Genomic DNA, 12768 nt, shown 5'->3' on the forward strand with positions numbered 1-12768 from the left:
AATAGGACGGGTATATATCAATTAAGACAGAGGGGCTAATGCCCCTCTGTCTTTCAATTACATTTCAAACAACCAAAAGTAACCGTAGCCCACTATCGCGGCGGGAATTGAGGAATAGAGCGTGGCCATTAACGCGGCTTTCGGTGCTAACGCAATGGCGGGGAATAGCGCATCACCATCGTTCGAAATCGCATTCGACAATTGAGCTGAAAATGGCAGTGCACCCGACAAGTACAGACTGGTGACGAGGATCTGCGGTCCGCAGCCGGGTAAGAGGCCAATCACAATGCCGAGTGCAGGCATCCATACGCCCCAATTCCCCCAATTTGCGCCAATTTCAAATCCCGTAAAGTGCAGGGTCAATTCGAAGGCAAGAAAGGCGATGATCACCCACGCACTTACGAAGTTGGTATCTTGCGCGGCTTTTTGCATCGGGTGTGAAGTGCGGATTTTATCGTCTTCACTCACGGTGGATTGATAATCTTCAATTTCTTGCGTGAGCGCCCACAGCAACATGCTGCTAACGGCCAGTAAAGCACCGATCCATTCGATACTCATTTCAGGCAGTGACAACACTTGGTTGATGTCGATTTGAAATGAAGAGGCAAACGCCACTAGGGATGCAGGGAGTAAAAGGTATTTCCAGAATAACCCTTGGAGATTGATCGCTTTAAAAGAGACGGCGCTAGTGGCGGAGCAGCAAGATGTCCGCAGTTTATTGCTCAGTTCAGTGAGCGCAGGACGCATAAAATCATCCCGATGCAGAGCATTGATCACTAGACCAGTGATACAACCCGTTACAACCCCAATCCCAATCACATAAAGCCCAGTCACTGGTTGGCTGGCGAGCAGCAAGAAAGCGGCATCGCCCATCGTGGCCGTTAATACCGCGACCAAAGCTCCAAAACCCACTTTGCCGCTGACAAATTGCGTAGTGACAACAATCGCCCCTCCGCAACCTGGCAAAGCACCCAGTAGAGCGGCAATCACCACTTGTAGGTTTCGCGAGCGGTGATAAGCGCTGACTAAAGCGTGTGCACCATCCAGCCAGCGAGACACCCAATGATAAATCGCTAAAGTAAAGGCCACATAAGTTGACACTGCCCAGAATGAATCCGCTAAGGTTTCGACTGTCACTGCGCGAGTATTCTCACTGACAAGCAAAGCAAAGAGAGCGATAGGCAGCAGCAGTCGCTTGTATCTGAGGTTAAACAGAGAGACAAGGACGCGATGATTTGCCATGTTTGGCCATTTTAGAGAGTTCATAGAATACCGCGCGCAATGAATGAGAATTATTATCGATAATATAGTTGAGAACTATTCGCAATTTCAAGCGAGTTGTAGGCAGAAAAAGGTTTTTTTGATTTAGCACCATGAAGAAATTATGAAATTGAGTAGAGTGCACCCTTTGTTTACGCCCGTTTGATGGCAAAGAGAAAATAGGTAACAGAATGATTTTAGTCGTTGGTCATAAAAACCCAGACAGTGACAGTATTTGTAGCGCATTAGTGGCGGCTGAGCTTTTAAAAGCGCGTGGCTTAGAAGCGAAGGCGGTACGCCAAGGTGAAATCAACCGTGAAACGCAACATATTCTGAATGTGGCAGGCGTTGAGCAACCAGAATTACGTACCAGTGTGGCGGGCGAACAAGTGTGGTTAGTGGATTACACCGATTTAGCGCAAGCACCGGATGATCTCAATCAAGCCGAAATTCTTGGGATTGTCGATCACCATCGTCTTGGTGATGTGATGACAGTGAATCCACTGGAAGCGTGGATTTGGCCTGTCGGTTGTACCAGCACTATTTTGTTCAATCTGTTCAAAATGGAAAATGCAGAAATCACACGCCCACTCGCGTTACTGATGATCTCTGCCATTTTGTCTGACACGGTCGGCTTTGCCTCACCAACCTGCACGCAAAAAGATCGTGATGCGGTGGCTGAGTTATCGGTATTAGCGGGCATTACCGATCTGGAAGGCTTTATCAAAGCGCTACTGATTGCGAAAACTGACATTGAAGGTTTAAGTGCGGCGCAGCTGGTCGAAAAAGATCTTAAAGCTTACCCATTCAATGGCCGTGAGTTGGTGGTTGGTCAGGTTGAACTGGCTACGCTAGAGCAAGTCGCGGATATGATTGATGCCTTGGAGGCAGATCTGCAACGTCGTTGTGATGAGGAATCATTGGCGCTTGCAGCACTGATGCTGACCGACATCACTACCGCGCAAACTCGTCTGCTGTTTAAAGGAGAATGGTCAGAAAAACTGGCTAAGCATGCAAAAGACGGCGTACTGATGATGGAAAACACCCTAAGTCGTAAGAAGCAAGGTTGGCCTTGGCTACAAACGGAACTGGCTTGATTGCCACTTCGCGGTTAACATTCTTGTTAAGCAACGCTCACGCTGTATGCCGTGGGCGTTTTTTTATCTCTGATTGTAGGCGGGAGCCTGCAATTTCATCGTTCAGTAGAATGGCAACATTAGGTGGGGAAAACATGTCCAATCCATTAACCGCAGAGCAAATGGCGCTCATCAACCAATATGACCAAGAGCAACGATTCAACTACTGCCTGAAAGAGATTGTGGCTAACCAGCAAGTGTGGATTTTAAAAGATGAGCACGGCTGCGTAATGCTTAATACGGAAGAGGAAGAGTGTGTTCCGGTATGGCCGCATCGTGAATTTGCGCAAGCGTGGGCAACTGGCGAATGGGCTGAGTGTGAGCCAGAATCGATTGGCTTGAACAAATGGTTTAGTCGCTGGACACAAGGGTTAGAGCAGGATGATTTATCTGTAGTGGTTTTTCCAAATGATAATGAAGAAGGGGTGATTTTGTTCCCTGATGAGTTCGATTTTGAACTGAAAAAGCTTGCTAACCGTCGCTAAGTTATTGTCGGCCATTTTTTGCTGGTGAAACTGAAACTAGCGCAACCACTCATACAGCGGTGAAGAACGCGCTTCTTGCACCGCATTCTCCAACACACCTTGCTGCTCGTACTGTTTGAGCTTTGCTTTGAGCAAACTTTGCAGTTGCGGTTGTCTCATGCCACTGCTTAATTCAGGTTCGTAGAGCAGCTTGAGTAAAATCACATCCAATGGGGACAGCAAATCTTCCGGCGTTTTATCGTTAAAGATCGAAGGGTAGGCGAGCTCTGAATCATTGGGTAATCCCATCACCTGAGTGATCTCCTCGACAATACACGCCAGCAGTTTGCCATGGTCACGAGCTTGATCGACCGGAATCACGACTGAAGCCGCAACAATCTCAGAGGCAGAATTGGTGGAATAATTGGCCTGACAGATTGCACCATGCATGGTTTGAGTGGCGGATTTACCCGCCAACTCTTCTAAGGCTTGTTGCCACTTTGATTGTTGGGTGAACACCCAAATTACGTTGGCCTCAGTGCGGCTGGTCACCACCTGAATCGAGTGCCCAGTGACTTGGGTGAGGTGTTGTACATGATCGCGTGCTAATTGCTCATGCAGGGCTTTATCAGGCACTTGGTGATCAAAATAGATGCGTAGAGGCTCACGCCATTTACTGAGTGGTTTTTCACCTGCGGAGTACTCGTTACGCAGTGCAACGTTGAGAAAAGCCCGTTCAATAAAGGCGGGATCGCGCCAATTCTCTTGACCAAAGGCACATTGGCTAATAAGGGTGAGAAGCCCGAGCGCAATCCCTCTTTTCATCATTCAATACTTAAAGGTGGGAGCCTTGGTAAAGTGGCTCTCAATCATGCGTTGGGTGATGGGATGCTGAGGATCCGCCAACACTTCGTGAGTTTCCCCCGCTTCGACTACGTCTCCTTCATGCATGACGATGATTTTGTCAGTGATGTGCTTGATCACTCCGATATGCTGGGATACATACACAAAGGAGACGCCCATCTCTTCTTGCAGTTCCAAAAACAGATTGAGGATTTGCGAGCGCATCGCCATATCCAGACCGTTCAACGCCTCATCGGCAATAATGATGGAAGGCTGTAAGATGAGCGCACGAGCCAAGCAGACACGCTGTTTTTGTCCAGTCGCCAGCATCTGCGGATAGAAGTAAGCATGCTCTGGCAGTAAACCGACACGTTGCAACGTATCTTTTACGCGGCGCATTCGCGCTTCAGGTGTCATGCTGGTATTTCGTTTCAGCGGCCCTTCTAGAATCGTCCCAATCTGTAAACGTGGATTGAGCGAGGTATTCGGGTCTTGGAAAATCATCCGGATCAATTTACAGCGCGTCGAGTAGTCTTTGTGTTCTAACAACTCCCCGTTGACGCGGATCTCGCCACCGGTCGGTGCAACCATCCCCGCTAACATGCGAGCGAGGGTAGATTTTCCTGAGCCATTTTGACCAATAAAACCTATGGTTTGTCCTGCTTCAAGAGTAAAGCTGACCGGCTTTACCGCATGTTGGATCTGTTTGCGTAAAAAGCCTGAGCGAGTGACAAAGTCTTTGTGCAGATTGGTGACTTCTAACAGCGCACTCATTGTGGCGACTCCATGTTGAGCGGGAAATGGCAAGAAAATTTATGGTTTTTTACCCAGCGCGAATGAGGGACTTCAACACACTGACGCTGAGCGTAAGGGCAACGTGGCCCTAAGCGGCAGCCAATCGGTAAGTGTTGCAGTGGCGGAATTGAGCCGGGAAGAGATTGTAATTTCTGTTTGTGCGGGATCCAGTCACTAAAATCTGGCATGGCTTTCAGCAGCGCTGCGGTGTAGGGGTGCTTTGGCTCTGCCACAATTTTTGCAGTTTCCGCCGATTCCACCGATTGCCCGCAATACATAACCGTAATGCGATCCGCCCACTGAGTAATGGTGGTTAAGTCATGGCCGATGAGCAGAATCGAGGTGTTATTGACCTGATTCATGCGACTCAGCAAACGCAAAATTTGCGATTGAGTGATGGGGTCCACGTCGTTGGTGGGTTCATCTGCGATCAGCAATTTCGGTTTAGCGGCAATGGCCATCGCAATCATCACTTTCTGACACTCGCCATCCGTCAGCTCATAAGGGTAGCTAGACATGATGTCTTTGTGATCTTTGATGCCGACTTTGTGCAGCAAAGCAATCGCCTGCTTTTTCCGCCATGTGAAACGCTCCCACCAGCGTCCTTCGAAGGTGCGAAATGGGATGGACTCAATCAGTTGTCGTCCAACCTCTTCAGATGGATCAAGACAGGTGGAAGGCTCTTGGAAAATCATTGCCACATCGCGTGCGATCACGCGTCGGCGTTCACGCGGGGTGAGCTGCAACAAATCAATATTGCCAAGACGCATACGGTCAGCCGTGACGCGCCAGTTTTCTTTACAGATACCAACAATCGCTTTCGCAACCAAGCTCTTACCTGAGCCTGATTCACCCACTAAGCCACGAATTTCCCCTTCATTCATGGTCAAGCTCATACGATCAACCGCTTTCACAAGACCTTGTGGAGTATCAATCTCAATCGTCAAGTGACGAATATCAAGTAACGGCATTATTCGACTCCCGCATTGAGGGCTTGGCGTGCACCATCGCCGACCAAGTTAATCACTACCACCGTAAACATAATGGCTAAGCCGGGGAGAGTCACTGTCCAAGGGGCAATATAGATGAGCTCGACTGAATCACCGAGCATCGCTCCCCACTCTGTACTGGGCGATTGAGCACCAAGCCCTAAAAATCCGAGCGCGGTGATATCCAGAATCGCAATCGAGAGTGCCATGGTAATTTCCGCTACGATAATGGGCAGAATATTAGGAAAAATGGAATGCCAGAGCAGATAAAATTCATTCGCTCCGTCTAATCGCGCTGCCATGACATAATCTTTTTCCACTTCATTGTGTACCGCAACATACACGGAGCGAATAAAGCGCGGGATCAGTGCCAGACCAATCGCCAGTAAAATGTTGAACTCACCGGCACCCAGAAAGGCCACAAAAATGATCGCCAATAGCAGTGAGGGGATAGACATCACCGTATCGAGAATATGGTTTAAGGTACTAGAAAGCAGTCCTTTGGTCATGCCAGCCAGTGCACCAATGGTTCCACCGACTAGGGTTGCAATCAGTGTAATCAGGACGGCAGCACCTATGCTAAACAGCGAACCATCAATCAGGCGAGACAAGATATCTCGCCCCAGATCATCGGTGCCAAGGAAATAATCAACGGTACCTTCGGGCTCCCAAGAAGGGGGCAGGAGCAATACGCTGGAGTGCATTTGCGGGTCGTAAGGTGCAATCCAAGGCGACAAAATGGTCACCAATGCAATAAAGAGCAAAGACCACAAGCCAAACATGGCGAGATTATTCGCGCGAAAGCTTCGCCAGAAACGCTCAAACTGGGTTGGAATATGTTCTTCTTGATAAATACTATCGCTTAACATACCACTCTTTCCTTACCAAGGGGTTAGCTGCTGCGCCAATCAAATCAGAGAGGATATTGGCCGTTAAGACCAGAGTACCGACAACGATAACGCCTGCTTGAATCGACATAAAATCACGGTTGGCTAATGCATCCAATAACCAACGGCCGATACCCGGCCAGTTAAAGATCGATTCAGTAATAATGGCTAAGGTCAGCATGCTGGAAAGTTGAACGCCAAATTTCGGGATCATCGGCGGAATCGCATTGCGTAAAACGTGCTGAGTGACGATTTGATAGTTAGACAAGCCTTTAATTTTGGCGGCACGGATATAGTTTTGGTTCATGACTTCGGCAACCGAAGCGCGCATTTGGCCGATGACTTGCGTGGTTGGCGCTAGCGCCAGCACTAAGCAGGGCAGAGTTAAATGCTCTATCACACTTTGCAGCGCTTGGCTGCGATAGGGGGACTGCGACAAAAAGGCATCAATCAGGGCAAAGCCGGTAACGTGATCAATTTGATACAGCAAGTCATAGCGTCCCGCCACAGGAAATACCGGGAAATGCAGTGAAAACGCCATGATCATCATCAGCGCCAGCCAGAAAATAGGGGCAGAATATCCCGACATCGAAATGAACGAGATAATAGTGTCTAACCATTTCCCTTGTCGCATTCCCGCCAGTGTTCCGATAGGAATTCCTACGAGCAAAGAGAGGATAAACGCGATGGTACACAGCTCAATGGTGGCCGGAAATACCACCAGTAACTCATGGATAATCGGTACCCCATATTTATTGAGGCCAAAGTTGAATTCCATCAGTTGCACCAAATAGCTTGACCATCCTTGCCAAAAGCCGATCAGCGTCCAAGGCGAGTGCGGGTCAAATCTGGCTAAGCTGTAGCCGACCATGGTCAAGATAAGCAAGGTGATGATAAATAAGTTAAATTTACGGACCGTATAGACGAACATTACTCGGCCACCCTCTCGACAGTATTAAACGGTTGGACATTAAATGGACTAATGCGAATGCCCGTTAATGATTTGCTATAAGCGGTAAACTGAATGCCGTGGGCGAGAGGAATCACCGGAAACTCCTGATTGAGGATATTTTGCGCCTGATGATACAGATTGAGGCGATAGCGCGGTTTATTGGCTTCTAGCGCCAAGTCCAACAGAAAATCAAAATCACTGTCGCACCACATGGAGACGTTGAGACCTGCACGGTTGGAATCACAAGAGAGTAAAGGGCGTAAGAAGTTATCTGGGTCACCCGTATCTCCCGTCCAGCCACTTAAGTACAGGTCAATATTGTTGCGTATACTCAGCTCTTGGCGCTCTGAACGATCTTCACTGATGAGGCGTAATGTCACCCCAATGTCGGCGAGATTCGCTTGGATCAGCTCTGCCGTTTTGCGCGGGCTAGGATTGTACGCTTTCGGCTCTACAGGCACTGACATGGTCAGCTCCAGACCCGTTGCAAATCCAGCCTCACGCAGCAAAGCTTGCGCGTAGTTGCGATCATAGCGAATCTGCGCCGTATCTTGCTGATAGGCCCAAGAGGTGGGGGGCAAGATGGTAAAAGCAATGCTTCCGGTGCCGTAATAGACAGAATCTAAGATATTTTGTCGATTAATCGCGAAATTGAGTGCTTTACGCACGCGATTGTCATTTAACGCAGGATGTTGAGTGTTCACCGCGATAAAGGCCACATTCATCGCAGGTGTGGTTTGCAGCACAATATCTGGGTTCTTTTCAATCGCGGGCAGCTGGCTGGAAATCGGTGCATTGAGCACATCACATTCATTGCGCAGCAATTTGGCCAGCATGCCAGTCCCACGTTGTGAAATATCAAACACCACTTGCTCGACTTTTGCCGCACCTTCCCAATATTGGGGGTGACGTTTCAAACGAATTAAATCGCGCGGATGGTATTCGGCAAGGTAAAAAGGCCCAGTACCCAGAGGAAGGTTATCCAGCTTCTCTTTTTCATCATCAATGATGAGCTGATTGGCGTATTCCAACGACAGAATCACCGCGTGGCTAGTGGCGATGTTGGATAAAAAACTGTTATCAGGCCGGCTAAGGACAAACTTTACGGTTAAGTCATCGAGCGCGCTGACATCAACCAATAGATTCTGAAAATCAATGCCTTTAAACCACGGATATTCGGTTTGGCCCATTTTGTGGTAAGGATTGGTCGGGTCAATAATGCGTCGAAAACTGAACACGACGTCATCGGCATTGAGTGGACGTGTCGGGCCAAACCAAGGAGTGGTTTGAAACGCGACATCGGGACGCAGCTTAAACACATACTCAAGTCCGGTGCTATTAACGGTCCAGCTACTGGCTAAACTGGCAACGGGTAAGTGTGTTTCGGGGTCTATCGTCAGCAAGGTGTTGTAGAGCTGCGGACCGAGTGCATCAGTGGTGATATCGTTATCCGCTAACTGCGGATTAAAGGTGCTCGGCGCACTTTCACCACAGTAGACAAAGCCGCTACTGCGGATCTTACTGTGGTCGATGTTTTCTCCGCAGCCTGCCAGCAGAGTCATGCTGCACAGCCCTAGCGTAAATCGTAATAATGCATTCATAGTGATCTGAGTCAGTCACGAGGCGTTGGCCAGAGTCTGGCAAGCCTCAAAATCCCGCTAATTTACCATTGTTTTTCGAACGAAACCAAGTGAAAAGGCGCATTTACCGCATATCACTCAACGTGAGGTGAGGCGTTTTCACTGTTCATTTGTGGGTACTTTCTCATCATGCCTCGAAATTGATGATAGCTGAGTCCCAGCAACTGCGCGGCGTGCTTTTGATTAAATTTCGCTTGCGTGAGTGCCGCTTGTAACAACTCAATATCACACTGTTGCTGCCATGCCTTGTAGTCAAGAGGCAAATGGAAGTCGGTACGAGTGGTATGGCGAACGTCCACCTGCTCAGATACGTCGGTGACAATGTCACTAGATTGGAACGGGTTAAAGACTAACTGATCAATTGGTTGGCTATTCAACCCATGTTGATACACCGCGCGCTCCACCACGTTTTTCAGCTCACGCACATTGCCCGGCCAAGAGTAGGCTTGCAGTTGGTGTAATGCATTGGGGCTAAAGCCAACAAAGAGTGGCACTTGTAGTTCACGGCACATGCGAATAGCAAAATGTTCGGCAAGCAGCGCAATATCTTCTGGTCGATGGCGAAGTGCGGGCAAATGAATCACGTCAAACGCCAGTCGGTCCAGTAAGTCTGCGCGAAATGTGCCTTGCTGAGCCATTTGCGGTAAATTCGCGTTGGTTGCACATACCAAGCGCACATTCGCGTTTAATACTTGGTTGCCACCGACACGTTCATATTGGCCGTATTCGATCACGCGTAGCAGTTTTTCTTGCACTGAGAGTGGTGCAGTGGCCAATTCATCTAAAAACAGCGTACCGCCTTCGGCACGTTCAAAACGTCCTTGATGGCGTCCTTTGGCTCCAGTAAACGAGCCTGATTCATGACCAAACAGCTCTGAATCGATCAGCCCTTCACTGAGCGTTGAGCAGTTTAGCGACACCAGCGGTTGTTCCCAACGTTTTGATAAATAGTGCAAGCGCTGGGCGATCAACTCTTTACCCGTTCCGCGCTCGCCAATGACCAGCACAGGACGATCGATCGGCGCCAAACGTGAGACTTTGTCTAACACCGCTAAAAACGCAGGTGACTCTCCGAGCAAGCTCTGTTGCATCCTCTATTTCCTCAAAGTGGTGAAATTGACCAACTGTTGGTGAATTTCATCATAGCATGCTGAGTGAAAAAGTCGGTATATTTGTAATTGTTTGAAAAGTATGGGTTTAAAAGTTGGCACGTAATTTGGATTTATCTTTGCAACCAACGCACAGCATGGGGCTGCAGCGGTAATCTCAGTGTTTGGCACTGAAGGATAGGAGAAACGTCATGGGTATTTTTTCTCGTTTTGCAGACATCGTAAATTCCAACATCAGCGCGCTACTGGATAAAGCAGAAGATCCAGAAAAAATGATCCGCCTGATTATTCAGGAGATGGAAGATACGTTAGTGGAAGTGCGTACCAATTCAGCCAAAGCAATGGCAGATAAAAAAGAGCTGGCGCGTAAAGTGGGGTCGATTGAACAGCAGTTAGAGGATTGGCAGAACAAAGCGACGCTGGCGCTGACTAAACAACGTGAAGATTTGGCGCGCGCGGCACTGATCGAGAAGCAGAAACTGCAACATGTACTGAAAGGCTTGCACACAGAGCAGACGCTTGTCGAAGAAACCATTGAAAAGCTGACAGGCGAAATTGGTAAGCTCGAAACCAAAATCACTGAAACCCGTGCGAAACAGCAAGCGTTAGCGATTCGTAGCCAAGCGGCGAGTCATCGTCGCGATGTGCAGCGTCATTTGCACGCGGGTCGTAGCGAAGAAGCGATGGCAAAGTTTGAACAGTTCTCGCGTAAAGTCGATGAGCTGGAAGCAGAAGCCGATCTTTATGCACAATCAGGCCAAGCGCGCTCTTTAGAGCAAGAATTTGCTGAGCTACAAGCACAAGATGAGATTGAAAAAGAGCTCAACAAGCTTAAAGCTCAGATGAAATCAGACCAATAATTGGGAGTAGACTATGTCCTCATTTTTTATCGCTGTGCCATTGATCGTTTTTTGTATCTTTGTTGCACCGCTGTGGCTGATCCTCCACTACCGGAGTAAACGCAAAACCGGGGATGGTCTATCGGATGAGGAGCTGCAACTTCTGCGCACCCTGTCGGATAAGGCAAATCGCTTGCAAGACCGCGTGGAAACCTTAGAGCGGATCTTGGACGATGAAACCCCAAACTGGAGAAATCGCTATGAGTAAACGCGAGCTGTACCGCGACCCATATAACGGCAAAATAGCGGGGGTTTGTGCAGGGTTAGCGAATTACTTCGGCCTAGAAGTTTGGCTGGTGCGAATTTTAGTGATCACCGCCGCCTTGCTGGGTGGGACGTTTTTAGTGCTGGTCGCTTATGTGGCCATGGCTCTGATGCTGGAGAAGCTACCGAAGCAGTACCGCGAAGATATTCGTAGTCAGCAAGCGCATACGCTGAAAAGCAAACCTTGGGCACAAGGGCAAGCACCAAAAGAGCTGTTGCACACGCTAGATCGCGATCTCAGCCAAGTCGAGACTCGAATTCGTGGTGTGGAGGCGTATGTCACCTCCGAAGCGTTTAAGGTCAACCGCGAGTTTCGCAAACTCTAGTCACCAGCGCCAATTACAAATCGTAGTGAATAGATAGGTGCGAGTTATTATTGAGCGGTATGAAATGCCGCTCTCACTTTCGCTAATATTTGGTTAAAAATCGATGGCGTGAGTGGAGTTAACGCACTGATTCACCTATGTTTGAGCTATGTCTAAGCATAGGTAATTGGTATGAACAAAACCCTTTTGGCCTTTTCTATCTGCTCCACTTTGCTGGTGGGGTGTGGAAAAGAGCTTCCTCCCGTGCCTGAGCCCGATTCGCGGCCAGCTAAATTGACGACTGTGTCCGTAGGTAACAACACCTTTTCTCGCCAATTTCCAGCCACTACGGCGGCTGGCGATCGCGCGGTGCTCGCTTTCCGTGTACCCGGACAACTACAAACCATTGATGTTTTAGCCGGACAAGAGGTGAAGAAAGGTGAGGTACTTGCCAGACTCAACCCTGACGAATATGCGTTGTTAGAACAGCAAGCCAACGCCAATTTTCAATTAGCCGATGTGCAATTTCAGCGGGCACAGCGATTACGACAAGACAAAGTCGTGTCCGAGCAGGATTTCGACCAAGCTCAAGCCAATCACAATTCCGCGAAAGCCACCTGGGAACAAGCCAAAGCCAATCTGCGTTATACCCAATTGATCGCCCCTTATGATGGCACCATTTCGCTGATCCCAGCAGAGCAGTATGAGTATGTCGCAGCCAAGCAAGGGGTGATGAATATTCAAACCAATCAACTGCTCAAAGTGCAGTTTCTCCTTCCCGATCATTTGCTTAATCGCTTTTCTCGTGAAGGTGTAGAAGCGCATATGGTGTTTGACTCGTTCCCTAACCGCCAATATCCGCTGCAATTTCAAGAGATAGATACCGAGGCCGATTCCAAAACCCGCTCCTATAAAGTGACTATGGTGATGGAAAGACCCAATGATGTCGGCATTTTGCCGGGTATGGCGGGACGTGTAAGCCTCATGGCTTCGAGTGGTAGCGTGACGGTGATCCCCACTTCTGCATTGTGTGCAGAGCAAGGGGGAAAATACGTATGGCGAGTCGATGAAGCGGGGCTGGTCAGTAAAGCTGCGGTCACTTTGAATGAACAACGCCAAGTGCTTACAGGCTTAAATGATGGCGACCGGATCATTATTTCCGGTGTCAGTGGCGTGACCGAGGGCATAAAAGTGCGTGAATGGGTCAAGGAGCGAGGACTGTAAG

The 12768-nt window shown here is 48.8% G+C and carries 14 protein-coding genes; 6 read left to right on the forward strand and 8 right to left on the reverse strand.

The annotated features are described in order from the left end of the window. Positions 1-57: 57 nt before the first annotated feature. Entirely contained in the window at positions 58-1266 is a 1209-nt protein-coding gene (locus F0316_RS05865) for a putative manganese transporter (protein ID WP_001086717.1), read from the reverse strand. Between the two features lie 185 nt (positions 1267-1451). Here F0316_RS05865 and F0316_RS05870 point away from each other — a divergent pair, with 185 nt between their 5' ends. Beyond that, positions 1452-2357, forward strand: coding sequence for a manganese-dependent inorganic pyrophosphatase (locus F0316_RS05870; RefSeq protein ID WP_108257452.1), 906 nt, complete (start codon positions 1452-1454; stop codon positions 2355-2357). A gap of 134 nt (positions 2358-2491) precedes the next feature. Continuing rightward, positions 2492-2881: a DUF2750 domain-containing protein gene (locus F0316_RS05875; protein ID WP_000070233.1), complete on the forward strand. Its 390-nt coding sequence runs from the start codon at positions 2492-2494 to the stop codon at positions 2879-2881. Between the two features lie 36 nt (positions 2882-2917). Here the strand turns inward: F0316_RS05875 and F0316_RS05880 are convergent, their stop codons facing one another. The 7 genes from F0316_RS05880 to pspF all read right to left on the reverse strand — a co-directional run bounded on the left by F0316_RS05880 (position 2918) and on the right by pspF (position 10057). Beyond that, positions 2918-3688, reverse strand: coding sequence for a DUF2927 domain-containing protein (locus F0316_RS05880; RefSeq protein WP_000977701.1), 771 nt, complete (start codon positions 3686-3688; stop codon positions 2918-2920). Beyond that, a complete protein-coding gene (locus F0316_RS05885) occupies positions 3689-4477 on the reverse strand; it encodes a peptide ABC transporter ATP-binding protein (RefSeq protein ID WP_001275032.1) in 789 nt (262 codons plus the stop codon). It lies immediately after the preceding gene. Next, the gene (locus F0316_RS05890; protein ID WP_001128845.1) at positions 4474-5469 is read right to left on the reverse strand and encodes a peptide ABC transporter ATP-binding protein; all 996 of its coding nucleotides are present in this window, start codon (positions 5467-5469) and stop codon (positions 4474-4476) included. The genes F0316_RS05885 and F0316_RS05890 overlap by 4 nt, the downstream gene beginning before the upstream one ends. Then, positions 5469-6356: a putrescine export ABC transporter permease SapC gene (sapC, locus tag F0316_RS05895; RefSeq protein WP_000947601.1), complete on the reverse strand. Its 888-nt coding sequence runs from the start codon at positions 6354-6356 to the stop codon at positions 5469-5471. The genes F0316_RS05890 and sapC overlap by 1 nt, the downstream gene beginning before the upstream one ends. Then, entirely contained in the window at positions 6343-7305 is a 963-nt protein-coding gene (locus F0316_RS05900; RefSeq protein ID WP_095487940.1) for an ABC transporter permease, read from the reverse strand. The genes sapC and F0316_RS05900 overlap by 14 nt, the downstream gene beginning before the upstream one ends. Next, entirely contained in the window at positions 7305-8888 is a 1584-nt protein-coding gene (locus F0316_RS05905) for an ABC transporter substrate-binding protein (RefSeq protein ID WP_000173173.1), read from the reverse strand. Before F0316_RS05905 ends, F0316_RS05900 begins: the two co-directional genes overlap by 1 nt. A gap of 152 nt (positions 8889-9040) precedes the next feature. Next, positions 9041-10057, reverse strand: coding sequence for a phage shock protein operon transcriptional activator (gene pspF / locus F0316_RS05910; protein ID WP_001187705.1), 1017 nt, complete (start codon positions 10055-10057; stop codon positions 9041-9043). A 209-nt stretch (positions 10058-10266) separates the two neighbouring features. Here pspF and pspA point away from each other — a divergent pair, with 209 nt between their 5' ends. The 4 genes from pspA to F0316_RS05930 all read left to right on the forward strand — a co-directional run bounded on the left by pspA (position 10267) and on the right by F0316_RS05930 (position 12767). Further along, a complete protein-coding gene (pspA, locus tag F0316_RS05915) occupies positions 10267-10935 on the forward strand; it encodes a phage shock protein PspA (RefSeq protein ID WP_095471029.1) in 669 nt (222 codons plus the stop codon). A 13-nt stretch (positions 10936-10948) separates the two neighbouring features. Continuing rightward, entirely contained in the window at positions 10949-11182 is a 234-nt protein-coding gene (gene pspB / locus F0316_RS05920; RefSeq protein WP_000093876.1) for an envelope stress response membrane protein PspB, read from the forward strand. Further along, complete coding sequence (gene pspC, locus F0316_RS05925; RefSeq protein WP_000043977.1) at positions 11175-11564, forward strand: envelope stress response membrane protein PspC; 390 nt, start codon at positions 11175-11177, stop codon at positions 11562-11564. Before pspB ends, pspC begins: the two co-directional genes overlap by 8 nt. Positions 11565-11735: 171 nt before the next feature. Then, positions 11736-12767, forward strand: a complete 1032-nt coding sequence (locus F0316_RS05930) for an efflux RND transporter periplasmic adaptor subunit (RefSeq protein ID WP_149560292.1) — start codon at positions 11736-11738, stop codon at positions 12765-12767. Position 12768: the final 1 nt, after the last annotated feature.

The organism is Vibrio cholerae (assembly GCF_008369605.1).
Lineage (GTDB): Bacteria > Pseudomonadota > Gammaproteobacteria > Enterobacterales > Vibrionaceae > Vibrio > Vibrio cholerae.